Below are 25,266 nucleotides of genomic sequence, written 5' to 3' on the forward strand. Positions count from 1 at the left end.
ATCTTCACGGCTGCCATAAACTCAACCAATAAAATAATTAAAACAGCAGATAAGGGATTCATACCTACTGTAAGTGCAGGATTATACGCAGAATATAAAGACCGAAATTTTAATGCCCGGATTCTTGGCTTTAAACGTACGGATTTTGACTTGTTTAATTATTCGTTTGCCACGCAGGGGATTGATGTGCTGATGCAGAATATTAATAATACAAATGGCATAAAATTAGGGGAACAAACCCGTTCGTATGATTCCTACAAAGCCAATAATATTATCGGAGCATCTTATGTGAATGCGGAGCTTGCAATAAAAAGCAAGGTTCGGATTGTCGCAGGATTCAGGTATGAGTATTCAAATCAGCAACTATCATCCGGAAACGAGACAGATCTGATTCGGGTTAAGAATGTAAAACACGCTTATTTGCCTTCCGTCAATATCAGTTATAACATTAACCCAAAAATGCTCGTCAGGGTGGCATACGGTATGAGTGTGAACCGGCCGGAGTTCAGAGAGATTGCTCCGTTTGCCTTTGATGATTTTTATACCCGGTATACGATTGAGGGAAATCCAAACTTAAAAAATGCGACTGTTCACAATGCGGATTTAAAATGGGAATATTACCCGTCCAATGGTGAAGTGATCAGTGTCTCTGTATTCTATAAGAAATTCATAAATCCAATTGAATCCAAGGCTGTGGTGGGAACCAGCGGCAGTACCTTCTCTTTTGCCAATGCCTATCAGTCAGATGTGACCGGCGTGGAAGTAGAAGTGAAAAAATCTTTTACTGATTCCAAAAATTATTTTTTCAAACATTTCGGATTACTGGCGAATGCTTCTTACATCTACAGTAAGGTTAATTTAGGAAAAGAAAATGTAGGACAAAGCGATAAGCGCCCGTTGCAGGGACAATCGCCATTCTCCGTTAATGCAGGTATCTTCTTCGAAGATAAGGAATTGGGCTTACAGGCCAATTTGCTCTACAATGTCATCGGAAAAAGAATAGCGTTTGTCGGTACCGATGACAATCCGGATATCTATGAGATGCCCAGGAATATACTGGATTTTAACATTCAGTATCGTTTTAAGAAAAATGTGGAAATCAGTTTGTCTGCAAATGATTTAATCAACCAGCCGGTTTTATTTCTGCAGGATGGAAACCGGGATAACAAATGGAATAGAAAAACAGACCAGGTGTTTCAACGATACCAACCCGGTCAAACCATCTCTTTAGGGGTAAAGTATAATTTTTAATAAAGAAACAACTAAATAATTTTTATGAAAACAAATCAAATTAAATTTAAAAAAACGGTAGTTATTATCGCAGCAGTAATTTTGGCCACATTTGCAGGCGGTTGTAAGAAAGAAGATGATGGTGACATTATCATTCCGCCAGCCGACAGGCCGGTGAAAGATGTTTCCGGAAATCTGACAGGAAATATCCTTTGGGACAAAGACACCGTATATCGGTTAAACGGAGTTGTAAATGTGGGTATTGACTCTATTCAAACAGGAACTACACCACAGGCAACAGGCATTTTAAGGATAGAGGCAGGTACGGTCATCGTTGGTAAAAAAGGAACCGCAGGTTCTAATCCGGGCACTTTGGTAATTCACAGGGGCAGTAAAATATTTGCAGAAGGAACTGCATCCAAACCAATTGTATTCTCATCAGCAGAAGCCTCCAAAGGCCCTGGTGATTGGGGGGGCTTGGTCATTTGCGGAAAGGCAACGAACAACCAGCCGGGCGGTTTTGCGACATTGGAAGGAAGTTATGGAGCACACCATGGTGGTTCTGATGATGCTGATAGCTCAGGGGTTATTAAGTATGTCCGTTTAGAATATGCCGGTTTCCCGATTTTAACAGATAAGGAAATTAACGCCCTTACAATGGGATCTGTTGGAAGCGGAACAATCATTAGTCATGTTCAGGCATCTTTTGGCCTGGATGATGCATTTGAATGGTTTGGCGGTACGGTAAATTGTGACCATTTGGTGGCGTTCAAAACAACAGACGATGATTTTGACTGTGATTTTGGATACAGAGGGAATGTTCAGTTTGCAGTTTCTTTCAGAAGCGCCAACTTAGCAGATCCGGTTTCAGGATCGAACAGCTTCGAAATAGATAACGATGGAGGTGGTTCCACCAATCCTCCGTTTACGGCACCTTCCTTCTCCAATGTTTCTGTATTTGGCCCCAAACAGGATTCCACCACTTCCATTGATGCCAACTTCAGAAGAGCATTGCATTTAAGAAGAAGCAACAAGATAAAAATATACAATTCCTTCTTTACCGGATTCCCTCAGGGTGTGGTAATCGATGGCGGTAATACCAGGTCATTTGCAGAAGGCAATGAATTGATTATTAAAAACTGCGTGTTGTCATTAATGGACAGCTGGTCTGCATATGTGCCATATAAATCGGATCAGTCTGGTTTTGATGTTGGCGCATGGTTTAATGATGCAAGCCGCAGCAACGGAACAGTTGCCAATGTAACGGCGGTTGGATATACACCGGCAAATTTATACAATTCAACAGCACCTGCCTTTTTGCCGGCAGCCTCCTCCTCCTTATTAAGCGGAGCAAGCTTTACGGGATTAACAGGTTTTACAACAGTTGCCTATAAAGGGGCTTTTGATGCTACTACCAACTGGACAAGCGGCTGGGCTGAATACAATCCTGCTGCAATTGTTTATGTAAGATAAAACAAACACCTACTGTTATCCGTGTGTGTGTAAAAAGCGGATAATAGTTTTCATCTGTGTGTGACCTCGGAGCTTTGCTTCGGGGTTTTTTGTGTCGAGTCGTTTCGAAGGCAGTAAGAATTCTTGCTGCTATAAGCTGTAACAAATTTCTTATGAAACAATACACACATTACCATCAATAAAACCACACACAATACAAACAGCCTTAACAGGTTTCCGGGAAGCGAATTGTATATTTGCATTGTAATTGGACATTTCATAAGACTTTGTAGGTTCCCGATGGTCACATCGGGTTTTTTAGTATCTTTATCTTATGAAAAAATTAATCAGAGCCGGCGCATTTATCGGAGTATTGCTGATCATAGCATTCTTTGCTCTCCAGAAAAAAGCTATTCCATTAGAGGAATTAAAAAGCAAATATGCCAATGAGCATTCACAGTTCCTGGACATGGACGGCATGAAGGTACATTACAGGATAGAAGGGGAAGGTAAGCCGATTGTCTTGATACATGGTACGGGTGCCTGCCTGCAGACCTGGGATGGCTGGACGGATTCTCTTACTGCGCACGGCTTTAAGGTCATTCGTCTGGATATGCCGGCATTCGGATTAACCGGCCCCAGAAAAGATAATGATTACAGTATAAGGATGTATGTGGAGTTTCTGGATGAGTTTCTAAGCCGCCACCAAATAGATACGTTTGCCATTGCAGGAAATTCGCTGGGTGGCGAGATTGCCTGGTGTTATGCCGTGGCTCATCCGGAGAAAGTGAACAACCTCATACTGGTTGACCCGGCAGGATTTTATTCCAAGGATAAAGGCAATAAGGCCATTGTTTTTAAGCTTGCAAAAATAAAATGGCTGGCGGCACTGATGGCTAAAATTGATACTAAAGTTATTGTCGATAAGACAGTAAAGGATGTTTATGAGGACGATTCCAAAATTAAGAAGGAAACCATCCAGATGTATTACGATATGTCGATGAGAGAGGGTAATCGGGAAAGTTTTTCCGCGCGCGTACAGCAGATAGACAGTGAAAAACATCCGGATATCAGCACCATTCAAATTCCTACTTTAATACTGTGGGGAAAGCAGGATAAGCTGATTGATGTATCCATGGCGGATAATTTTATCAAAATTCCACATTCAAAATTGGTGGTTTATGATGGTGTTGGGCATTCTCCGCAGGAGGAAATCCCGGCAAAATCCGCAGAGGATGTAATGAGTTTTATTCAAAATAATCAGTCAAAAAATTAACTTTGGTACAGTTCTTGAATGATTAGATACACTAAATGAATTGTACTTATGAGAAATATACTGTACTTATTGCTGTTAACGATCTTCTCCGGTGGTTTTTTTTCCGGATTAAATGCACAGAATATTGATGCCAATAATTTGTCCCCGGTCTTGAAATCAATTGTGGAAAATGTAAAAGGGGAATGCGGGTTAAATCCCAACCAGACCATTAAGTTTACGAACGATTATGTTTGGTTCCTGAATGAAAATGCAAAAAACACCACGGTAAATGCAGGCAATCAGCAAAAGATGAACAGTGAAATCCAAAGATTGTTAGTAGGTGCCGGTGTGAAATTCAGAGGATATCTGAACGACGGTCAGTTCACGAAACTGTCGCAAATGATACAGGCGGGCAAGTTAGATCCTGCGAAGGCAGGCGGCGCTACTGTGTCGACAACGCCCCCTGTCGTAAACCCGAATCCTGCCGCAAAAGTAGTTGCTTCCAATACAGTTTTACCTTCATCGGTTAAGGCACAATCCGATGTTACAGGCTTGTTTGACCAGCTGACGGCTTATATTAAAGTATCTCCTGAACAGAAAGCAGGAGTAAGGCCCATCCTGCAATCGTATGATAAAAGTGCTGTCTGCATCAAGACAAAAAATGCGGGAAACGACGCCCAGATACAGTCGGAAATGGGTGTGCTGAATAATCAAACCATTCCAAAGCTGAAAGCAATTTTAAATGACGATCAGGTTGGCAAGCTGGCTATTGCGGTTACGATGCAGGAAAATATCCTATCCGGTAAAAATTTATCGCAGGAACAAAAAGATTTTATACAAAAACTGCGCACACAGTACAGCATGAACGATGTGCAGCTGATGGCCGTTATCCTGGTGATGGTACAGGGAAAAATCAGAGGCGATGCCATCAACCTGCTGGCTAAATCCAGTCCGCAGGCAGCTGCGCAGGAGTTAGGGAAATTACTGCAGGATTTGGACGGGCAGTTGAAGACTGCTTTGAATGCAGACCAGTATACCAAGGTGAAATCAGATATCGAAAAATTGATTAGAGGGCAGAAAATATAATGATAGCCGCCGTTCAGCTGGACGCTACTTTTTTTTCAATACTTCCTGAATGATTTCTACGACTTTCTTTGCGGAAATATCCCAGTTGAAGGTTTTGGCTCTCTCTTTACCTTTTTCTATCAATTCATTTCTCCGTGCAGGATCTGTTATCAGAAGCTGCATGGCAGCGGCGATTTCTTCCGTTGAATTAGGATTGACCAAAACCGCTGCATCGCCGGCCACTTCAGGCATGGAAGACGTGGTGGAGGTAATAACGGGAATCCCTGCTGCCATCGCCTCCGCAATTGGAATCCCGAATCCCTCAAACAGGCTTGGATATATCAATGCAAATGCATTTCCCAAGAGGCTCATGAGTTGGCTTCGCTCTATCGATTCAATTCGGATGACATCCTGTTTCGACTCCATTTGCTGGAAGTAATTTTCCACTTCCAGATTCATCCAGGCGTTTCGTCCGACAATGACCAGTTGATGGTCTGACTGAAACTCCGACTTAAACAATTCGAAAGCTTTCAGCAGTTGAAGGACATTTTTTCGGGGATGGATGGCTCCAATGAATATGAAATAGGGTGTGTCTTTTATATTGAATTGATTCATCAAACTTTTCATTTCCTGATGTGAGCCGGAAGCCTGGAAACTTTCCACACCGTTGTAAACTACTTCTATCTTATCGTTATCGATGGAATAATTGCGTATGATGTCATTTTTGGTAAAGGCGGATACGGCTACTATTTTCTCAGCTTTTCGGCAGAATCTGGGTGTGTAGTGCCGGTAATAGTTTCTGACTAAAAACGGCGTATGATGAGGATAATGCTCAAAGCCCAAATCATGAATGGTGACAATCTGTGCAACCTTGGTACTTAAACTGGCATATCCATCCGTTGAAATGAATAGGTCCGCATCGATTTCCTTTAAAGCCTTTGGAATGGAATGTTCAAACCAACAATACCATAAAAATGGATGACGTGCCTGGGGAGAAACCACAACAGGCCGGATGTTTTCAGAAAAAATAAATTCTCTGGAGGGTGTCCGGTCAAATAAAAAATAGAACTCGTGCTGTGGCAATAAAGCCGTCACTCGTCTGAAAATCTCCTGCGTATAGATGCCGATACCCTCCAGTTTGTCTTTGATAAGAAAACGAGTGTTAACGGCTATCTTCATGAATCAGCGGTATTTTTTACTTTCCACAATCATGTGTACTTATACACAACTTGTCGAAAGATAAGATTTTCAAGGCATTTTATATTAGATTGAATTACTTAACTTTGAAAAAAATTATAGAGTATGAGATTTGTCGTATCATCCGCACAATTACTTAAAAACTTACAAAAAATCAGTGGCGTTATCAGCACCAATACCGTATTGCCCATATTGGAAGATTTCCTGTTTGATATACAAAAAAACTCCTTAACCATTACCGCAACCGATTTGGATACGACCATGTCTGTTTCCATGGATATAGAATCGAAAGAAATCTTTAAGGTAGCGATACCGGCCAGGATATTATTGGACAGCTTAAAAGCCTTGCCGGAACAACCCATCACCATAGCGGTAGATGAAACGACCAATGGTATAGAGATGACAACAGACAACGGAAAGTACAAGCTGAGTGGCGAAAACAGTGCGGATTTTCCGAAAGAACCGGTGGCGGATGGTGTCGAGGAAGTGAAATTGGCATCTTCTATCCTGAATAAAGGGGTCACGAAAACACTTTTTGCAGTAAGCAACGATGAACTTCGTCCGGCTATGACCGGCGTATTCTTTCAGCTGGATAACAATGGGATTACTTTTGTAGCTACCGATGCGCACAAACTGGTTAAGTACAATCAGGGTGATGTAAAAGGCGGCAATGCCTCTTTCATAGTTCCTAAGAAAGCATTGAATTTATTAAAAGCAGTAGTGCCGAATAACGATACGGAGGTATCCGTTCAGTTTAATAAGTCAAACGCATTTTTCAGTTTTGACAATATACAGCTCATCTGCCGTTTGATAGATGCCAAATATCCGGATTACAATGCGGTGATTCCAAAAGAAAATCCGAATCTCTTAACCATCTCTAAAGATGACTTCTATGCATCTTTGAGACGAACGTCCATTTTCTCCAATAAAACGACCCATCAGGTGGTGTTGAAAATGGCTGGTTCCGAGTTAACCGTTTCCGCTCAGGATTTGGATTTCTCCAATGAAGCTTCTGAAAAATTATCCTGTGATTATCAGGGCACCCCGATGGAAATCGGATTCAATGCCAAGTTCTTGCTCGAGATGTTAGGGGCTTTAGACAGCAGCGATATCAATATTGAACTGTCTACACCAAACAGAGCAGGTATTATTCGTCCGATGGATAAAGAAGAGAACGAGGATTTGCTGATGCTGGTAATGCCGGTGATGCTGAATAACTAAATGTAACCCCAACCTAATTTTTATATAGCCCGCGAATCTTGTCGTGGGTTTTTTATTTCAGCAGAATGGTTTTGGATTTCATTGCGGCATCGCTGTCCGGAGAGTGATTCTTTCCTTCCCAGAATAAAGTGCTATCCTGTTGGTACTGCGAAACAGTTCCGTTGAATTGTACCATCAGCAAGGTTCCCTTGATGACTGCCTCACCTGCCTGAGAGAATGCGAAAAAGGCCTGTCCGCCGGAAGCAGGACTCTTTCGCATGTGGGGCGACCAGTTGCTGTAATGCAATTGCATATTACAAAAAGCGGTTTGGTTAATGGTATTTATTCCGCTCCTGTTGATGGCATTCTCATAGCCAAGATAGTGCCGTTCCTTATTTACCTGCAAACAGAAGCGCTTATAGGCGAAGAACCCATTCTCAAAGCCGGGAGATATGCTGATGGATTTTTCCAATGGAACCTTGGGAGTTTCGGTTTTCGTATCCCACTGCACCTTGCGTTCGTAATCCAGTTCTTTGCTCGATACATCTTTCTGCATCCCTCCGATAATCAAATAATAAACACTCAACTTATAATCTACTCCCTGATTCAATAAGCTGCATTCGGGGGAAGAACAATCCGCCTGAAAAACAACCTGCAAAAGAAATGATAATTCATTCTTTGGTTTGTCGTACGCCGGGTTATCGATACTTACTGACAATGTCTGTAGTTTGTCGGCATCTCCTAAGGAGATTAAGTCAAAACCGTTGAGCAAAGCCAGGTAAACTTCCTTTTGTTGCAGGGAACTATCGGGATGCAGGATGATTTTCTTCCGGATTGTTTTAACAGTCCCTTCTTCACCTTTTAATGTAAAGACAGATTTCCCGGCAAAATGGATGATTTCACTGGATTGAACCGAAGCGTAATAAGAGGAAAAATAGACGGAATCTTTTCCTAATCCAGTGGCGGCCGTATGCACTAAAGTCGCCTGTTGATTTTTAGGATAGGATATCTGGTTGATATAGTCACCCAACCGGTTCACACGATGATTGTATGTCCAGTAATTGGAAAACCCCTGCCAAACGGCAAAGCTGTTTTGACCAAATCCACTTTGCACAACACCCCAAAACAGAAGAATGTATGTTGTTTTTTTCATTTAGTCTCTTTCTCCTTTTTCCTTTTCAGATTCCATTTGACTTCCTTAAAATCCTGTATCTGGTCATTTATAATCTTTATCCCCTCACTTTCCAGTAATTCCTGCATTAAGGTGGCAGAACCAAAGTGATGTTTGCCCGTCAGCAACCCGTTTCTGTTCACCACCCTGTGAGCCGGTACTAACGGAGATACTGAGTGAGCGTTATTCATAGCATAACCCACCAGTCGTGCAGATCCTTTTGTGCCGAGATATTCGGCAATATCGCCATAAGTGCTTACTTTTCCTTTTGGAATTTTACGAACTATGGCATAGACTTTATGGTAATAATCGGTCATTCTACTGTTTAGTGAAAATAAAATTAAAACATAAATAGCATATTATCAGTATCTTATGTAATAAAACCTGACTTATGTCAAAAAATAATGTAAACAAATGTTGACAATTACAGAAATGTAGCATACCTTTGACATTACATAAAAACCCAGCCATGTTAAAACCCTTAACCCACATGGCGCTTGTACTGATTTCATTTACATTTTGTGTACATGCGCAATCTTCAGAAGATAACACGAACTCGTTGTTATGTTTAATTGGACGTAACAGTTCCCCTCAGGAATTTAATCTGAACCTATCGCAAAAGCAGCCTGTCACCATTGCGTGCAGCTATGAAGATGCTTCAGTCACGATTCCCAAATATTTACAATTCAGTTGTGAAGGCGGCAATTCGTTAATAACCGTGCAAATATTGATTTCTGACGGGGATAAAAGACAGACCGTTGTGAAAGATATTTCGGTTAATGACAGGAATGTATATTACGAAATGCCGTTACTGGCTTACGTAACGGATGATATGGCACATAATCCGAAAGCTAAAATATATTCAGTTACATTTTCCAATAATATGAACACAGAACACACCATCGGTGAAGTGGGATTTTCAAGATATACTTCCAGGTATGAAGTAAAATTAAATCAGGTATTTACGGTGGATATTGGCACCGGCTCCAATAAAAGATATGTCATTCAGTCAAATGTCCCAAGAGATATCTTTGTAAATATGTACAGGTCTAACGGTGAATTTGACCACAAGATTTTGCAATCCATTAAGACTGGTGAAAATGCCATTCAGTTTGAAGAGATGCAGATTAAGTCCGGAAAATATGTGGTAGTCATATCAGATGTTGCAGATAAAAAAACACCCAGCAGTAAAATAACGGTAATGTATTGAGCGAAAATATACGTTAAAGAGTAGTCCAGTTGGGGGACAAGACCTTGTTCTAAGCTTTAATAGGCGCGGAGCAAGGTCTAATTTTTTTAGGAAGGTTGTTTCTTGGTTACATCTGCCTGTAATGATTGTTCCTCCTCAAAGAATCTTTTCTGGAAAATCAGTATCAGGGCGACACCCACGGTTATACAGGCATCGGAAACATTGAAGATAAAACGGAAAAATTCAAACGGCTCACCGCCCCAGAAAGGTATCCATTGTGGGAATGTACCTCTGATAATCGGAAAATAAAACATATCCACCACCCTGCCATGAAACCATCCGGCATAACCGCCGCCGGCAGGGAATAAGGTGGCAATCTGGCCTTCACTGTGGGAAAAGATCTGCCCGAAAAAGATACTGTCGATAATATTGCCAATGGCCCCTGCTAAAATCAGCGCCATTGCAAAGACGAAAAATCTGGAGGATTTTGCAGAAGTGATTTGTTTGCGCAGATAATAGGAGATAAAGATAACGGCTATGATCCGGAAAAACGTCAGCAGGAATTTTCCCATTCCGGCACCGAAACTCATTCCGAATGCCATGCCCTCGTTTTCGACGAAATGGATACGCGCCCACTCACCGATATAATTAAATTCATCTCCGCTTTTCATCGTTAGTTTTACCCAGACTTTGGAAGCCTGGTCGATGATTAACGACAATGCAATGGTCAGGTAAGCGATCAGTCTCTTGCTCATATGGTTTAAAAATTAAAGCCAACAAAGATAAGACTCCTTATTGGCTTTGGTGTTTTAATCGAGGTAATAATTATTTCTTTTCCATCTTTTTGCCTTCCACACTTAAGGTAGCATGGGGAACAACCAGTAACCGTTCTTTTGGAATTAACCTGCCGGTCTCGCGGCAGATTCCATAGGATTTATTTTCAATCCGGACCAGTGCGCTCTCCAGGTGGGAAATGAGTTTCTGCATTCGTACTACGATCTGGTTCATGTTTTCCCTTTCAGAGGTCATGGATCCATCGTCAATACTGGCAAATTGTGTTTCGGACTCAGAACTGTTCTTGATCTGGTCGGAATAGAAATCGATTTCTTCCTTTGCCTTTGCAATTTTTTTCAGAATCACTTCTTTAAACAGGACAAGGTCGGCATCGCTGTATCTGACAACACTTACTTCCATCGTATGTTTGGGGGCACCTCCGGGTTGGTGGCTGATGGATTGCTCATGCTTTGTAAGATGGGCAGGTTTTTGAAATGATTTTGTCACCGGTTTTGGCGCTTCCTTTTTCGGAGCCTGTTTAACCGATTTTGGCGCTGCCACTTTTTGCACCGCCTTTTTAGGTGCCACTTTTGGTGTTGTCTTTGCAACCGGCTTTGCGACTGCTTTTTTTACAGCCGGCTTAGGTGCAACAGCCTTTTTCACAGTTTTTGCAACAGCTTTTTTAACTATCGGTTTTGCTTTTGCAAGCGGTTTTGAAGGGGCTGCCTTTTTTACCGGTTTTGCTGTTGCTTTCGCTTTCACCTTTATGACTGGTTTTGGTTTAGCGGCCGCTTTCTTTACTGGTTTAGCAGGCGCCTTAGGTTTGGCTTTTAAGACTTCTTTTTTTGCCACGACTTTTTTCTTTGCCGGTGCTGCCGGTTTTGGTGCGTTCTTTTTAACCGGTTTTGACGGTGCTTTTTTGGAGGCTGCTTTTTTCACAACAGGTTTTGCTGCAGGTTTTTTAGCAACTGGCTTGGAGGTCTTAGCGACTGCTTTTTTCTTACTGGACAATTTTGCCATCTTCTACACTTTTTGAATGAATAATTTTAATGGTTCACCATTGATATCAAAATCCTTCGCTTCAGATACCTTATCGGAGAACAGTATATCGTTTGCTAAAGTTTCGTTGCAAATATATTCTTTATAGCTATGCAAAACATCGTTGAGAACCAATTGATTTTGCACATGCAAGACAATCTTGTCAGTAACTTCAAAATCGGATTCTTTGCGCTCCGTCTGTATCTTATTGACAATCTCCCGGGCAAAGCCTTCATGCTTCAGCTCTTCCGAGATGTGAATATCCAGTGCCACCGTAATGCCATTGTTGCCGGCTACCAGCCAACCCTGAATGTCGTCAGAGAGGATTTCCACTTCTTCCAGCAAGATATTAAATGTTTCACCCTCAAGGAGGATATCGAAATGGCCGTTCTGTTCCAGTTGCTGAATATCGATGTTGCTGAGGTTTTGGATGACATCGGAGGCGATTTTCATCTTGCCGCCCAATTTCTTGCCCAGCAGTTTAAAATTTGGTTTTACCTTTTTGGAGATGATACCGGACGTATCGCTGATGTATTCAATCTCTTTTACATTCACTTCCGCCAAAATCAAGGATTTTACCTTGTCGACCTGCTCGATGAATTCTTTGTCTATTGCAGGGATTAGTATTTTCTGTAATGGCTGACGAACCTTGATTTTCGTTTTCTTTCTGAGAGATAACACCAGCGAGGAGATTTCCTGCGCCCACTCCATGCGCTGCTCCAGTTTTTTATCGATTAAACCGGCATCCGATTTTATTAAATCCGAAATATGAATGGAAGAGGTGGTCGATAATAAATTCTGCCACAACCAGTCGCTGAAAAAAGGTGCAATCGGACTCATGAGCTGTACCACCACCTGCAGACATTCGTGTAATGTTTCAAATGCCGCCTTCTTGTCCTTCGATAATTCGTTGCCCCAGAAACGTCTTCTGCATAGACGCACGTACCAGTTTGATAAATGCTCAATTACGAAATCTTCGATTGCGCGTGCCGCTTTGGTCGGTTCATAATCTTCGTATGCTTCCGTAACTTCCTGTATCAGGCTGTGTAATTTGGAAATCACCCAGCGGTCGATTTCCGCGCGTTCTGCCAGCGGAGTGGTATTGTTTGTATCAATCACAAAACCGTCAATGTTCGCGTAGATGGCAAAGAAATTATAGGTGTTGTAAAGGGTTCCGAATAATTTTCTGGAAACTTCCGCCAGGCCCTCTTCGTCAAATTTCAGGTTGTCCCACGGCTGTGAGTTGGAAATCATGTACCAGCGCGTGACATCTGCGCCGTATTTGCCGATGGTGGCAAACGGATCCACGGCATTGCCTTTGGATTTGGACATCTTGTTGCCGTTCTTGTCCAATACCAGTCCATTGGACACTACATTCTTGTACGCCACGGAGTCAAACAGCATCGTCGCAATGGCATGGAGGGTATAGAACCAGCCGCGCGTCTGGTCAACCCCTTCCGCAATAAAATCAGCAGGGAACGATTGCGCGAAGGTTTCCTTGTTTTCAAAAGGGAAATGCCATTGGGCATACGGCATTGCACCCGAATCAAACCAAACGTCAATCAAGTCGCTTTCACGTTGCATCGGTTTGCCGGAGGCTGATACCAGAATGATATCATCCACAAAAGGCTTATGTAAATCAAATTCCCTGTTGAAAATCTCGTTTGATAAAAAACCGGCGGCTGCAGATTTTTGCATCTCGCTTTTCAGTTCTTCAATGGAACCGATACATATCTCTTCTTCCTTGTCTTCCGTTCTCCAGATGTTTAAAGGGGTTCCCCAGTATCTGCTGCGTGATAAGTTCCAGTCGATTAAGTTTTCCAGCCACTGGCCGAATCGTCCGGAGCCGGTGCTTTCCGGTTTCCAGTTGATGGTTTTATTCAACGCTATCATCCGTTCCTTCACCGCCGTCACTCTGATAAACCAGGAGTCCAACGGATAATAAATGATCGGTTTGTCCGTACGCCAGCAATGCGGATAGGAGTGCTCGTATTTTTCTACTTTAAACGCTTTGTTTTCTTTTTTCAGTTTTACGGAGATGTCAATGTCTACAGAAACGTAATTGGGTTCGTCTTTGTAATCTTTCACATACCTGCCGGAAAATTCTCCGACACCGTCGATAAATTTACCTTCCTTGTCTACCAGGGTTAATGCTCCGATGCCGTTCTCTCCTGCCACTTTCATGTCATCCGCGCCAAAGCTCGGCGCAATATGAACGATGCCCGTACCGTCAGAGGTTGTCACGAAATCACCGATGATGACCTTGAAGGCATCCCCATCTATATTTTCTTTGGAGTTCGCTTCAAAAGGTAATAACTGCTCGTAACGGATGCCAGCCACTTCTTTCCCTTTGAAGGAAGCTAAAATCTGATACGGTAAACTTTTTCCGTCATTTTGATAAGAGGCAAAATCCCCATTTTCATTTTCCGGCTGAAAATACGTAGACAATAATTCCTTCGCCAAAATCAGATTAACCTGCAAATGCGTGTAAGGGTTAACGGTTTTGACTAAGACATAATCAATCTCTTTTCCAACGGCCAGCGCGGTATTGGATGGCAATGTCCAGGGGGTGGTTGTCCAGGCTAAAAAATAACAGGTTTCGTTTTTAGCTGAGAAGAATGGATTGTCGGCTATTGACTCTGGGCTGATTTTAAACTGTGCCACACAGCTGGTGTCCTTCACATCGAGGTAGCATCCCGGCAGGTTTAATTCTGCGGAACTTAAACCCGTGCCGGCAGCCGGCGAGTACGGTTGGATTTTATATCCTTTGTAGAGTAAATCTTTCTTGTATAACTCTTTTAAAATCCACCAGATACTTTCGATATAGTTGTTCTCAAAGGTGATGTACGGATGATTCAGGTCCACCCAGTAACCCATCTTTTGGGTAAGGTCATCCCAGATATCCTTGAACCGCATCACTTCCTCCCGGCATTTCCGGTTGTATTCCGCCACGGAAATTTTAGTTCCGATATCTTTTTTGGTGATGCCCAGCAATTTTTCCACGCCCAGTTCCACCGGAAGGCCATGCGTATCCCAGCCGCCTTTGCGTTTCACCTGATACCCCTGCAGCGTCTTGAATCGACAAAATATATCCTTGATACCGCGTGACAGAACGTGGTGAATACCCGGCAACCCGTTGGCACTCGGGGGGCCTTCGTAAAACACATACGGCGGTTTTCCTTCCCGTGCGGAAATACTCTGCTCAAAAACATGCTGAGATTGCCAGAAAGCCGCAATCTCCTGTTCAATCTGTGTTTGGGTGATATTCTTAACTTCTCTGTATTGCTTTGCGTTTGACATAACCTGCTCCTCTCCAAAAATTTGCGCAAAGATAACAAATGCCCATGAGATTAAAAACAATATTAGCACCAGCCCCCACCTTCAAAAATGCGCATTATCCGACATTTTCTCTTAAAAATTCATAGATTTGGGGGAAATAAAAGGCAATCCCCGTTTATGTTTGCAAAATATAGAGAACCAACGTTTTTACCGGCTGTTTTACTGCTTTGGTCCATCCTGTTGACCGGGCCTGCAAAATCACAGAATGTTCCCTTGGGTTCCTGGGCTGCGCATTTGCCGCTGCAGAATGCCACTTCCGTCTGTCAAAGTGCCGGCTATGTGTATGCCGCCTGTCAGAATGGGGTGATAGGAGTGGATATCGGCAATAACCTGATTGAAAAGTATAGCAAGGTAAGCGGACTGTCAGAAGTGTTTGCAGAGCAGGTCGGTTACGATACGGCCACGTCTACACTGGTCGTTACGTATACCAATTCGAATATTGATTTGGTGCAGAAGGGGAAAACAATCAATCTGCCGTATCTTAAGAATGCCACCATCTCCGGAGATAAGAATGTATATAAAATATATTGTTTCAACGGAAAGGCCTATCTGGCAACAGGATTTGGTATTGTGGAGGTAGATCTGGTAAAACAGGAAATCGCAGATACCTACATCTTTAACGACGGCATTTCCACCACGAAGGTAAATGCCGTATGGGCAGATGAACAGGCCATTTTTTGCGCCACTTCGAATGGTGTGGTGATGGGTAAGATAGACCCGTCCGTAAACCTGTTGAATTATAATGAGTGGGTGAAGTACTCTTCCGGCATTCCCCAGTCGGAAGCATCTGCCGTTACCAGCTATCAGGATAAGGTTTTGGCAGCGGTGAACAGTACGATCTATCAGTTTGACGGAACATCCTGGACGCCATTTTTTTCGGAACCAGGCTGGGTGACAAAAGATCTGAATAATTCGTACGGAAAGTTGTCCGTTGCACAACACAAAATAGTATCCGGAATTGCAACGGATGTCCGCACAGGAAAATGGAATGGAACCGGGTTTGATTTTTACACCGGTACTTTTTATGTTGCTTACCCGTTGCAGATCATTGCAAATAATGACGGAAGTTTGTGGCATGCCGATCTGTACAGAGGATTGATTCGTCAGGAAGGCGGCAATTTCTCTGCAAAAATTCCGAACGGACCGTATGGTGTTAACAATAAGGAGATGGATTTTTTAAACGGTACATTGTGGGCGTCGTCCTCTGCCATACGAAATTCCTTTAACCCCAATGATTTACCGGAAAGTAAGTTCTTTTATGCCTGCAATGAGTATAACTGGACCAATTATATAAAATACGACTTTCCCATCCTGGATACGTTTAATCAGATTGCAGTAGTAAAGGCGTTACCGTCCGAAAATAAGGTTTTGTTTGGTGCCGCCGATTTCAGCAACGGCGGGATTATAGAATTCTCCCCTTCAGATAACACATTTAAAACGATTAAATATGCACCTAACAGTCCTTTCTCTTTTCGCATTTCCGGCGCTGATGTGGACGCTCAGGGCAATGCCTGGTTTTCCAACGCGTATTCCACCTCGCCGGTTATCTGCCGGAAGAGTGACGGCAGTTACCTGTTCTTCAACAGCGGATTCTTAAATGCACAGTTAGTCACCGATATATTGGTAGACGATTACAATCAGATTTGGATTGCCAAAGACCAACCCGGTGTCGGCGGGCTGGTGGTGCTGAATTATGGTACAGACTTAGATGACAAGTCTGACGACCTGTATTTCAATTTGGCCCTCGGCAGAGGCCTGGGTAATCTGCCTTCCAACCATGTGGTGTGTATGGCAAAGGATAAGGATGGTGTGATTTGGCTGGGCACCACTGCCGGAATTGCCGTGGTGTCCTGTGCGGGATACGTTACCGATTATGCCTGCGAAGCGGAACAGATTTGTATAGACCGAAAAGACAGCAGCGGATTTTGCGATAATTTACTGGAAGATGAGGTGGTCAACTGCATTACGGTGGATGAGGCCAACCGCAAATGGATAGGTACTGCCAACGGCTTGTTTCTGGTGAGTGCAGACGGACAGGAAACCATTCATTATTTCAATGAAACCAATTCTCCGCTGCTGGGTAATGATATCCGTTCGGTGGCGATACAGCCCGAAACGGGAGATGTATTTATCGGCACGTCTAAGGGTATCTGTTCATATCGGGCGGATGCTACCGTGACGACTGCTGAAACGCCTGCCCCGTTTGTATACCCCAATCCGGTACGGGAGGATTATGACGGGCCTATTGCCATCAAAGGAATTCCCAATAACAGCAATGTCAAAATTGTGGATGTCAGCGGTAATCTGGTCTATGAGACGACCGCTACTGGCGGCCAGGCCACCTGGGATGGCAAGCTTATCAACGGGCAGCGTGCAGCTACGGGCGTATATTTTGCGTTATGTTCCGGCAGCGGCAAAGGCCAGAAAGCCAGTCTGAAGTTTGTGCTGGTGCATTAGAGGATATCAAAATTATCGTCGGAATCCGGTATTGTTATTGTATAATAATCAAGATCGAGTGCGTTATAACCTCGTATGTCAATTTCTTTATTAAAGAGTGTAAAATGGTTACAGTCGTAAATATCCAACACCTTTCCACTCTTTACTTCGAGAATCAGGTCGAGGTATTGGCGGCCTTTTAGGTCGATGAGAGAGATGCCGTTTTTGCATCGTCCCGGGCATTCTGTACTGCCACAAAAACCCCTTTCCACCGTCATGTCGTTTGGGCCAAATGCCCTGATATGTTCAAAAACAGAGTCCAGTTTTTGCAGGAATACTTCCTTAGAACAATCTTGGTATGTCCGGTCGTTATCTAATATAAGATCCAGCATTTCAATATCCATCTCTTTTATGTAGTGGATAACAGCTTCAGCCTGGGTGGTGGGTGTGGTTTGCATGGGTGTCGTTGTTAAATCATGCCTCTTAGCTGTAAATGATATTTTAAGGAATTCCTTTTTCAGATGATTCAGATCCTTCTTCCAGCGTTGTCCACATTTCTTCAGGTATCGTAGTATATTTTTCCAGCATTTTCCAGTAGTAGTTATAGTAAAGATGTATGAATTTTAATTGAACTGCAAAATCCTCTGCATGCAGATATACTTCAACTTTTGGGTTGATACTCACGTACTCCTTTGTTGGTTCTCCATCGACATTGAAATAGAAATAATACAGTGCCATTAAATCATTTTCGAGTGGCTCAAACTCCACCAGCCAGCATAACAGCATCTTTTTATTCTTACTTTTTTTTACTCTGTTATGATAAAATTGCAGTGCTCTTTCCGCTTCATCTCTCTGGTAGAATTTAGGCGTTAACTCTTTAACGGTGTAGTAAATATCGTAAAATTTGCTGAATGTGGCAGGAGTATATATAGGATCCATTTCACTATACAATTCTTGGTATTTTTCCAGCCAGGTTGCTGCTTTATGCATATCGATGATTGGTAAATGCATGTCATTCCGGATGATTTCATCACAGGCAGTTGAACATTGATGGGCTGTCATCAGAAACTTTTCGGTGGGTTTAAAATCAGCCTCTTCATCGCGGCTGATGTAAATACTGATTTTTTATTCAGATCCAATGGCTCAGCATAGGCCTTAAATTCCGAGCAATAGCAGATATCGAGTATTTCATCATTTGCCTCTTCTACAATGAAGTCTAAATGAAAACCGGAACAGTTGCCGACAAAGGCATAACCCGCGCAACCCTTATTGCATTTGTCGTTACTGCATTCACCTTTCAATGCCTTCAGTTCACTGTCCCCTTTAGCCGTAAATTCCAATAAGGAATGGTTCAGTTTTTCCAGAAACACTTTTTTTGTGGCATCCTGATAGGTGCGGTTGTCACTCAATACCAGTTCCAGCATTTCTATGTCCATCTTCGACAGGTAATACAGCACCGCTTCCCGTTCATTTCGGGGGCTGTGGCGGGTATCATCGTTATTGTAAAAAGGCAGTTGCATGGATATGGTTTTTTGGGTTTTGCAGGATAACTAAGATAATGGAGAAGAAATAGATTCATCTTAATGTATGTGTTAAATGTTAAGGGATTTTATCCACATGGACAACCTTCTATACTATATTTGATTTTTTTTATTATATTACATAAAGCATACAACATGAAAAACAAAATACTCTTTTTATTTCTTTTATCAGTTTTATTATTTACTAGTTGTCAAAGCTATATTGCACTTGAAAAAATAAGGTTTAAAATCTTTCTGTATATCTTTTTCGGAACACTTATAATTGGTGGTATTGGAATGTTATTTATTAAAAACGATAAGAATGAATAGAAATGCATGCATTAATAAACAAACTAAATCTCTTATTTCACATATACTCTCTCTCCGCCAGGCGGCGGAGAGAGAACCTGCTATAACTAAGCGTATTACTAAACTAAAGCAAGATATCTCCTCGTACCTCGTCGATATGACAGGGAGCTGAGGAGAAGCCGTTTTGCTCTTTTATTGTCAGCTGTCCCCTCGATTCGCCAGACGGCGGAGAGATATCTCGCTAAAACAAAGCACGCTGTTCTTAACAGGTATAAGATTTCTCGCTCGTGCCTCGCTCGAAAGGACAGAGTGCAGGAGGGAACAGTGTGCGTTCCTGGCGGCTTTGCGAGAAAAAATTACATTGTAAGAAAGATGACTTCGTCGTGCCTCCTCGCCATGACGGAGTGCTTAGGAGGAGCAATCTGCTTTTTTATTGCACACTGTCATATCGATTCGCCAGGCGGCGGAGAGAGAACCTGCTATAACTAAGCGTATTACTAAACTAAAGCAAGATATCTCCTCGTGCCTCGCTCGAAAGGACAGAGTGCAGGAGGGAGCAGTGTGCGTTCCTGGCGGCTTTGCGAGAAAAAATTACATTGTAAGAAAGATGACTTCGTCGTGCCTCCTCGCCATGACGGAGTGCTTAGGAGGAGCAATCTGCTTTTTTATTGCACACTGTCATATCGATTCGCCAGACGGCGGAGAGATATCTCGCTAAAACAAAGCACGCTGTTCTTGACAAGTATAAGATTTCTCGCTCGTGCCTCGTCGAAATGAACTGTGTAAATATTCAAATTATTTTAAAGAAAAATTAGGATTGTAAGCTATATTTCCTGTGCCTATGGCAAATGCTTGTCTGACAAGTTTGTTTGCTAAAGCTACTAATGCTAATTTTCCATTTTTTCCTCTTTGTTTTAATCGTTCGTACATTTCTTTACATTGTTTATTTGAACTCATGGCTCGCATAGAACATAAATATAATAATTGTCGCATTCGACTCATTCCCATTTTACATATTCTGCTTTTACCTTTTACACTTGTACCTGATTCATATAACCTTGGACAGATGCCAATATAACTTACTAATTCTTTTGCATTCTCAAACTTTGTAAATCCATCTGTTACAACTATTAATAACATCGAAGTACGTTTACCTAAACCTGGTATCGTCTGTAAATTTTTATACAGTTCTGAATGATGTTTTTCTGTGATAGCAACCATTTTTATTTCTACTTTTTTATCTCCTTATCATAAAAAGCAATCTGTTTCTTAATAATTTTACTGACATCCTTGCTCATCTTCCCACTACTGACAAAAGCTTCTAATTGGTTACTACAACTTGTTTTTTGTTTGGTGAGATTATCCAGAATCGCTTGTAATTGCTGGAGTTCTAAAAGATGTTCTGCTTTGGGTTGCCATAATCTTGGTGTTTCACTCTTACCATATTGTGCTATCATGGCGGCATCTTTCCTGTCTGTTTTAGCTCTACTCATTCGCATCTTACAAAAATGATTTACTGACAATGGATTTACAATACTTAACAATATTTGCTGCGAATGTAAATAATACGCAAACGGCATATAGTAACTACTGGTAGCTTCCATCACTATGCAGGCATCTTTCGGCAAATATTTGATAATGCTTTTAAAACCCAGTGGATTATTGCTAATCTTTTTGTGTACATAGCAGCCATCTTCTTTCGGTATGGCTACATCTAAAGTCTCTTTGGAGACATCTACTCCAACATAATTTACTACTTTTGTCATGATAAATTTGAGTTTTCTCAAACTGGAGAGCTATCTGGTTGTTGACTTATCTATCCTAAATACGTGCTCATGGCACTATGAACTGTCCAAGTTTACAACTCAGAAGGGAAAGGTGATTAGCATTTCGAACGGTATCACACTACCTATGACGGTACTTAATCTTTATCCTTTCCTGCTCTTCTGTTTGAATTGATTAATAAAATTTCCTTTACAAGATATTTATGCCTCAGTTCAAATTAGTTTTCTGCAAACATAGGATGACGGAGTGCAAGAGGGAGCAGTGTGCGTTCCTGGTATCTTTGCGAGAAAAAAATTACAGTGTAAGAAAGATGGCTTCGTCGTACCTCCTCGCCATGACGATGTGCTGAGGAGAGTCAGTATGCGTTCCTTGCGTCTTTGCAAGAAATACAGAAAGAGAAAAACTACACCAACTCTTTCAGTTTTTCAAAAATCTCATACAGCACATAGGTATCCGTGCGGCAGTAGGTCTTGAGTTGTTGCAGCTTTTCCGGGATTTCGGAAGGATGATTTGTGTAGAACAATTCATTGTACACCGCCATCGCTTCTTCGCCGTCTTTCACGCGGCTGGAGGAAAACTCATCTTTTCCCAGCATCGCATTGCCAATGGATTTCAACGAAAAACTGCCTTGCTGGGCAGGGTGATAGTAGTACAATTCCTTAAACGGAATCTCCACATCTATAATTCTGTTGATGCGCTGTAGCAGTTGTTTTTTGTAATCCGGGAAATCCGCGGAGAGCCGGAACAGGATGCTCTTTTCCATCAGCGTGTTGAACACCAGGATATTTCCTTCCCCTTCGGTGTCTTTTAGAAATTGTTCGATAAAAGGTATCCTGTCATCATCGCCTACCGGCGAGATATAACTGTAATGCTGCAAGGGGGTGTTGGCACTTTCTTTATAATGCAGGGAGTACAGGAACGGGATGCGCTCATAAGGCTTCGACCCTTTAAACAAAGGCACAGCCGGCTGGAAGGCTTCCACATCAAAATAATAGAGCGGATAGTGAATCGGTTCAATGAACTGCTGCAGCAAGTCCTTCCGTATATGAGGTTGCTGCAGCTGAAACGATTCAATAATCACTTTCTGACGGGCATTCAGCTCCTCCGTATTGTCTATCTGGTGGATGGTGGTGATGCCTCTTTCCATAAATAAACCTTTTTCCTGCATGGACACACCGGGCAGGTACCAGATGGAATCTTTTTCCAGGTTTTTCCAGCAATATCCCTGAAAGTCGCAGGGGTAGGGTTTGGTGCAGTGGGCACCGATGGAAATGTCAGGAATCGAAGGGCTGTCTAAAGTGGCAATGGCTTCTTCTATGGTCCTCTCTACAAAGGGAATACGTTCCAGGATATCACTCAATACAGATGTTTTTCTGAAAAACTGCTGAACGTCCAGTTTGTCTCCCAGTTCATAGTCATTATTGATGGTAACCAGAAAAAAATCTTCGAGCATCACGCCGCTCCTGGTGATGATATGGTACTGTATGGTGGCATCCAGCAGGTAGGTATTGGAAATCCGGAAGGAGCTTTTCACTTCGTAGGCATACCATTTTCCATCCCTGCATTCGAGTATATCCGAAGCTGCCATAATGCCGTTGTATTTGAAAGCCGCTTCATAAACAATCGGAAAGCGTTGCTGCACCAGCAGTTTGGTGGCGGCGATGGAGGCGTCATAGCTGAAAGGGTTGGGCGGAGAACAGTCTTTGCCGCCCGGAAACAGCTGATGTGCCAGCAATCCCACTCGATGCCCGCGGTCAAATTTCTGTTGTTGGGTGATGTCAGCCTTGTCGCGCAGGTTGTAATGGTTCTTGTATAAATACAGCGATTTGGAACACTGTATGCTTCGGATTAAGGTAGATTTGCTGAGGGTGCTTTTTTTAGAACTCATTCCAGTTGTAGGATTTATTTTACTTGCTTTTTGATGGCAAAAAGTAACAAAAACCATTCAGGATGCTTTCAGGTGATTTTCTATCTTCATGCTTATTTCGATAGAAACCGAAGCTAAAATCAACTCAAATGCTCCGGGCTACTCTTCGTTGATTTTACTTCTATCACTGAAAAACATCCTAAATCCTGTTTTATTGATTCAATTCTTATAGTTAATGCGGATGTATTTGCCGCTTATTTTAATGTTTTTTAAGACATTTTACTATATTTGAGAAAGTATGCAAGAGAGATTTTGACGTGTGATACCGGAAGGGTATTATCTTGAATAATTTCTTTTCTGCCTAAATGTATGAAAAATATTTACAAATGAATCTAAGAAATTTTACCGTCACGCTGTTTGTATTGTGTTTAGCTGCAGCTTCTTATGCACAGAAAGGAGGAAGTATCAGCATAGGTGCCACTCCGGGATTATCCTATATGCTGGCGCAGAATACCTACTTTCTGGCGGAGAACAGCAAGGAGCTGGACTATCAGCCTAAATTCAGCTACCATGTGTTTATACAGGGAGGTTATAATTTCAAAGAGCAGCACGGTATCGTGGCTTTTGCCAATTTCTGTGATGAAGGACAGAATTATAGGGATGAATTTAAATGGAGGAAATATCCTGCACTGGTCGGGACACACCAGAAAACGGTGGATTTTAAATATATGGGTTTCGGGGTATTGTACCGTTTTGCCCCGTTGCTGAGAGGTCAAAAGGATCATATTCGGATCAGTGATGATAAATTCCACTGGAGAATGAAATTGCTCGTCGGTTTCGAAACCGATTTCCTGCTGAATGCACAGATGACCTATAAGATTACAAATACGAGCGGGACTGCCACTCCGTTTGGTTATCCGATTGAACCATCCCTGGGTGGGTATCCTGCGTATTCACCCAATCAAAGCAATAATTACAAGTCCTTTTTTCAGACCGTGCAGGGGGTGGGAGTGCTGCGCTTCGGCTTTGATTACATCTTTAATAACAATATGTTCTTAGGAGTTGCATTTGAAGGCAAAGCAGGGTTGAATGATATCAATGCAAAAGCATACAGGAAGCATCCTTCCTATAAGTCGTCCAGGAATTACTTCTTCGGATTGAATGTGGAGCTTGGTTATACGTTTCAGAAAGATGCAAAAAAGAAGGCGCCAAAGACAACGGAAATCAAGCCGCAGAAGACAAAAACACAGGGTCTCGACTTGAATAAAAGAGTGGATGAAGTAGATAAGGCTACCCGCAAAAAGTATAAATAATAAGACTAAACAACGTTCACCTCAGGTTCTAATATTATTCCGAATTTCTCTTTCACAGACCGCTGTACGTTTTGTGCATGCTGCCAGATTTCAACACCGCTGGCGTTCCCGTAATTGACGATTACCAATGCCTGTCGAGCATGGTTGCCCGTGTGGCCAATCTGTTTCCCTTTCCACCCGCATTGTTCGATGAGCCAGGCCGCCGGGATTTTAACCATGCCGTTTGGCTGAGCAAATACCGGCATATCGGGATAGACAGTGTACAGGCTTTTAGCCCTGTCTTCGGTCACCTCGGGGTTTTTGAAGAAACTTCCGGCATTCCCGATTTCGGCGGGGTTCGGTAGTTTGCTGCTGCGGATACAAATCACTGCGTCAGAAACATCCCGAATCGTCGGATTTGTAATTTCCTTTTCCATCAGTATGTTCCGGATATCCCCATATTGTGTATTGATAATAGGGTGTTTGGATAGCTTCAGGGTAATGGAATAAATGAAATACTTTCCCTTTAGCTCATTCTTAAAGATACTCTGGCGGTAGCCAAATCTGCAATCCGTGTTTTGGAATATCCGTTCTTCGCCGGTGTTCATATCTATCGCTTCCAGCGATTCGAATCTGTCTTTCAGCTCTGCGCCGTAGGCGCCGATGTTCTGGATGGGCGCGGCACCTGCGGTGCCGGGAATGAGCGACAGGTTTTCTATTCCTCCCCAGTTTTTTTCCACGCAGTACAGTACCAAATTGTGCCATGTTGTTCCCGATAATGCTTTCACCCACACAAACTCTTCATCTTCCTTCACCACGTCTATCCCTTTAATTTCGTTATGGATGACCAGACCGTCGTAATCACTGCAAAACAGGATATTGCTGCCGCCGCCGATAATCAGGTATTTATTGTGATACTGCAGCTCCTCCACAATGATATTTACGAGATGATCTTTGGTGGCTACCCTGCAAAAATAGCGGGCACAGGCTTCCACGCCGAAGGTATTGTGTGGTTGGAGGGATACATATTCCAGAATGGCCATCGTCGTTGTTGGTTGTTTGCAAAAGTAACTAAAGACTTTTGATTCAATACAAAAAAATCAGACCGGATCTTCGCCCGTATTTATCCGTCCATCCAACCCTACTC

Annotated in this window: 21 protein-coding genes; 8 read left to right on the forward strand and 13 right to left on the reverse strand. The window is 42.5% G+C overall.

Annotated features, from left to right (window positions below; translation table 11 throughout):
• From IPM95_12580 to IPM95_12595, 4 genes are all read left to right on the forward strand, one after another.
• Positions 1–1,251: TonB-dependent receptor (locus tag IPM95_12580; protein MBK9330104.1), on the forward strand; the 1,251-nt coding region annotated here is incomplete at its 5' end.
• A 24-nt stretch (positions 1,252–1,275) separates the two neighbouring features.
• On the forward strand, positions 1,276–2,703 hold the full coding sequence (locus tag IPM95_12585) for a T9SS C-terminal target domain-containing protein (GenBank protein ID MBK9330105.1): 1,428 nt from the start codon (positions 1,276–1,278) through the stop codon (positions 2,701–2,703).
• A gap of 313 nt (positions 2,704–3,016) precedes the next feature.
• Complete coding sequence (locus IPM95_12590) at positions 3,017–3,958, forward strand: alpha/beta hydrolase (GenBank protein MBK9330106.1); 942 nt, start codon at positions 3,017–3,019, stop codon at positions 3,956–3,958.
• A gap of 48 nt (positions 3,959–4,006) precedes the next feature.
• Positions 4,007–5,023 carry a hypothetical protein gene (locus IPM95_12595; protein ID MBK9330107.1) on the forward strand — a complete coding sequence of 339 codons (1,017 nt, stop codon included), beginning with the start codon at positions 4,007–4,009 and terminating at the stop codon, positions 5,021–5,023.
• A gap of 24 nt (positions 5,024–5,047) precedes the next feature.
• Here the strand turns inward: IPM95_12595 and IPM95_12600 are convergent, their stop codons facing one another.
• Entirely contained in the window at positions 5,048–6,181 is a 1,134-nt protein-coding gene (locus IPM95_12600; GenBank protein MBK9330108.1) for a glycosyltransferase family 4 protein, read from the reverse strand.
• A gap of 123 nt (positions 6,182–6,304) precedes the next feature.
• Here IPM95_12600 and dnaN point away from each other — a divergent pair, with 123 nt between their 5' ends.
• Positions 6,305–7,420, forward strand: a complete 1,116-nt coding sequence (gene dnaN, locus IPM95_12605) for a DNA polymerase III subunit beta (protein MBK9330109.1) — start codon at positions 6,305–6,307, stop codon at positions 7,418–7,420.
• 52 nt (positions 7,421–7,472) lie between these two features.
• On the opposite strand, the gene IPM95_12610 is transcribed toward dnaN, so the two are convergent.
• Positions 7,473–8,552: a hypothetical protein gene (locus IPM95_12610; GenBank protein ID MBK9330110.1), complete on the reverse strand. Its 1,080-nt coding sequence runs from the start codon at positions 8,550–8,552 to the stop codon at positions 7,473–7,475.
• Positions 8,549–8,887, reverse strand: a complete 339-nt coding sequence (locus tag IPM95_12615; GenBank protein MBK9330111.1) for an MGMT family protein — start codon at positions 8,885–8,887, stop codon at positions 8,549–8,551. Before IPM95_12615 ends, IPM95_12610 begins: the two co-directional genes overlap by 4 nt.
• A 152-nt stretch (positions 8,888–9,039) precedes the next feature.
• Between IPM95_12615 and IPM95_12620 the strand changes: the two genes are divergently transcribed.
• The gene (locus IPM95_12620; GenBank protein MBK9330112.1) at positions 9,040–9,780 is read left to right on the forward strand and encodes a hypothetical protein; all 741 of its coding nucleotides are present in this window, start codon (positions 9,040–9,042) and stop codon (positions 9,778–9,780) included.
• A gap of 86 nt (positions 9,781–9,866) precedes the next feature.
• Here the strand turns inward: IPM95_12620 and IPM95_12625 are convergent, their stop codons facing one another.
• The 3 genes from IPM95_12625 to IPM95_12635 form a co-directional block, all read right to left on the reverse strand.
• Positions 9,867–10,514 carry a lipoprotein signal peptidase gene (locus tag IPM95_12625; protein ID MBK9330113.1) on the reverse strand — a complete coding sequence of 216 codons (648 nt, stop codon included), beginning with the start codon at positions 10,512–10,514 and terminating at the stop codon, positions 9,867–9,869.
• A gap of 70 nt (positions 10,515–10,584) precedes the next feature.
• Positions 10,585–10,953, reverse strand: a complete 369-nt coding sequence (locus tag IPM95_12630; protein MBK9330114.1) for a TraR/DksA family transcriptional regulator — start codon at positions 10,951–10,953, stop codon at positions 10,585–10,587.
• Between the two features lie 603 nt (positions 10,954–11,556).
• Positions 11,557–14,871 carry an isoleucine--tRNA ligase gene (locus IPM95_12635; GenBank protein MBK9330115.1) on the reverse strand — a complete coding sequence of 1,105 codons (3,315 nt, stop codon included), beginning with the start codon at positions 14,869–14,871 and terminating at the stop codon, positions 11,557–11,559.
• 156 nt (positions 14,872–15,027) lie between these two features.
• On the opposite strand from IPM95_12635, the gene IPM95_12640 reads away from it, so the two are divergent.
• Entirely contained in the window at positions 15,028–17,367 is a 2,340-nt protein-coding gene (locus IPM95_12640) for a T9SS type A sorting domain-containing protein (protein ID MBK9330116.1), read from the forward strand.
• On the opposite strand, the gene IPM95_12645 is transcribed toward IPM95_12640, so the two are convergent.
• The 6 genes from IPM95_12645 to IPM95_12670 all read right to left on the reverse strand — a co-directional run bounded on the left by IPM95_12645 (position 17,364) and on the right by IPM95_12670 (position 22,848).
• The gene (locus IPM95_12645) at positions 17,364–17,804 is read right to left on the reverse strand and encodes a hypothetical protein (protein ID MBK9330117.1); all 441 of its coding nucleotides are present in this window, start codon (positions 17,802–17,804) and stop codon (positions 17,364–17,366) included. The genes IPM95_12640 and IPM95_12645 overlap by 4 nt on opposite strands.
• A gap of 43 nt (positions 17,805–17,847) precedes the next feature.
• A complete protein-coding gene (locus tag IPM95_12650) occupies positions 17,848–18,408 on the reverse strand; it encodes a hypothetical protein (protein ID MBK9330118.1) in 561 nt (186 codons plus the stop codon).
• Positions 18,408–18,866, reverse strand: a complete 459-nt coding sequence (locus tag IPM95_12655; GenBank protein ID MBK9330119.1) for a hypothetical protein — start codon at positions 18,864–18,866, stop codon at positions 18,408–18,410. Before IPM95_12655 ends, IPM95_12650 begins: the two co-directional genes overlap by 1 nt.
• A gap of 1,104 nt (positions 18,867–19,970) precedes the next feature.
• A complete protein-coding gene (locus IPM95_12660) occupies positions 19,971–20,396 on the reverse strand; it encodes an IS110 family transposase (GenBank protein MBK9330120.1) in 426 nt (141 codons plus the stop codon).
• Between the two features lie 8 nt (positions 20,397–20,404).
• Positions 20,405–20,941, reverse strand: a complete 537-nt coding sequence (locus tag IPM95_12665; GenBank protein ID MBK9330121.1) for an IS110 family transposase — start codon at positions 20,939–20,941, stop codon at positions 20,405–20,407.
• A gap of 422 nt (positions 20,942–21,363) precedes the next feature.
• Positions 21,364–22,848, reverse strand: a complete 1,485-nt coding sequence (locus IPM95_12670) for a DUF2779 domain-containing protein (protein MBK9330122.1) — start codon at positions 22,846–22,848, stop codon at positions 21,364–21,366.
• A 365-nt stretch (positions 22,849–23,213) separates the two neighbouring features.
• On the opposite strand from IPM95_12670, the gene IPM95_12675 reads away from it, so the two are divergent.
• A complete protein-coding gene (locus IPM95_12675) occupies positions 23,214–24,140 on the forward strand; it encodes a hypothetical protein (GenBank protein ID MBK9330123.1) in 927 nt (308 codons plus the stop codon).
• 5 nt (positions 24,141–24,145) lie between these two features.
• On the opposite strand, the gene murB is transcribed toward IPM95_12675, so the two are convergent.
• Complete coding sequence (gene murB / locus IPM95_12680; protein ID MBK9330124.1) at positions 24,146–25,162, reverse strand: UDP-N-acetylmuramate dehydrogenase; 1,017 nt, start codon at positions 25,160–25,162, stop codon at positions 24,146–24,148.
• Positions 25,163–25,266 lie beyond the last annotated feature (104 nt).

This window comes from Sphingobacteriales bacterium (assembly GCA_016719635.1).
Classification (GTDB): domain Bacteria; phylum Bacteroidota; class Bacteroidia; order Chitinophagales; family JADIYW01; genus JADJSS01.

Bases quoted from the DNA above. Each gene is read 5' to 3' on its own strand.
- IPM95_12585 (MBK9330105.1), top strand. From the start codon at position 1,276: ATGAAAACAAATCAAATTAAATTTAAAAAAACGGTAGTTATTATCGCA.
- IPM95_12590 (MBK9330106.1), top strand. From the start codon at position 3,017: ATGAAAAAATTAATCAGAGCCGGCGCATTTATCGGAGTATTGCTGATC.
- IPM95_12595 (MBK9330107.1), top strand. From the start codon at position 4,007: ATGAGAAATATACTGTACTTATTGCTGTTAACGATCTTCTCCGGTGGT.
- IPM95_12600 (MBK9330108.1), bottom strand. From the start codon at position 6,181: ATGAAGATAGCCGTTAACACTCGTTTTCTTATCAAAGACAAACTGGAG.
- dnaN (MBK9330109.1), top strand. From the start codon at position 6,305: ATGAGATTTGTCGTATCATCCGCACAATTACTTAAAAACTTACAAAAA.
- IPM95_12610 (MBK9330110.1), bottom strand. From the start codon at position 8,552: ATGAAAAAAACAACATACATTCTTCTGTTTTGGGGTGTTGTGCAAAGT.
- IPM95_12615 (MBK9330111.1), bottom strand. From the start codon at position 8,887: ATGACCGATTATTACCATAAAGTCTATGCCATAGTTCGTAAAATTCCA.
- IPM95_12620 (MBK9330112.1), top strand. From the start codon at position 9,040: ATGTTAAAACCCTTAACCCACATGGCGCTTGTACTGATTTCATTTACA.
- IPM95_12625 (MBK9330113.1), bottom strand. From the start codon at position 10,514: ATGAGCAAGAGACTGATCGCTTACCTGACCATTGCATTGTCGTTAATC.
- IPM95_12630 (MBK9330114.1), bottom strand. From the start codon at position 10,953: ATGGAAGTAAGTGTTGTCAGATACAGCGATGCCGACCTTGTCCTGTTT.
- IPM95_12635 (MBK9330115.1), bottom strand. From the start codon at position 14,871: ATGTCAAACGCAAAGCAATACAGAGAAGTTAAGAATATCACCCAAACA.
- IPM95_12640 (MBK9330116.1), top strand. From the start codon at position 15,028: ATGTTTGCAAAATATAGAGAACCAACGTTTTTACCGGCTGTTTTACTG.
- IPM95_12645 (MBK9330117.1), bottom strand. From the start codon at position 17,804: ATGCAAACCACACCCACCACCCAGGCTGAAGCTGTTATCCACTACATA.
- IPM95_12650 (MBK9330118.1), bottom strand. From the start codon at position 18,408: ATGACAGCCCATCAATGTTCAACTGCCTGTGATGAAATCATCCGGAAT.
- IPM95_12655 (MBK9330119.1), bottom strand. From the start codon at position 18,866: ATGCAACTGCCTTTTTACAATAACGATGATACCCGCCACAGCCCCCGA.
- IPM95_12660 (MBK9330120.1), bottom strand. From the start codon at position 20,396: ATGGTTGCTATCACAGAAAAACATCATTCAGAACTGTATAAAAATTTA.
- IPM95_12665 (MBK9330121.1), bottom strand. From the start codon at position 20,941: ATGACAAAAGTAGTAAATTATGTTGGAGTAGATGTCTCCAAAGAGACT.
- IPM95_12670 (MBK9330122.1), bottom strand. From the start codon at position 22,848: ATGAGTTCTAAAAAAAGCACCCTCAGCAAATCTACCTTAATCCGAAGC.
- IPM95_12675 (MBK9330123.1), top strand. From the start codon at position 23,214: ATGAATCTAAGAAATTTTACCGTCACGCTGTTTGTATTGTGTTTAGCT.
- murB (MBK9330124.1), bottom strand. From the start codon at position 25,162: ATGGCCATTCTGGAATATGTATCCCTCCAACCACACAATACCTTCGGC.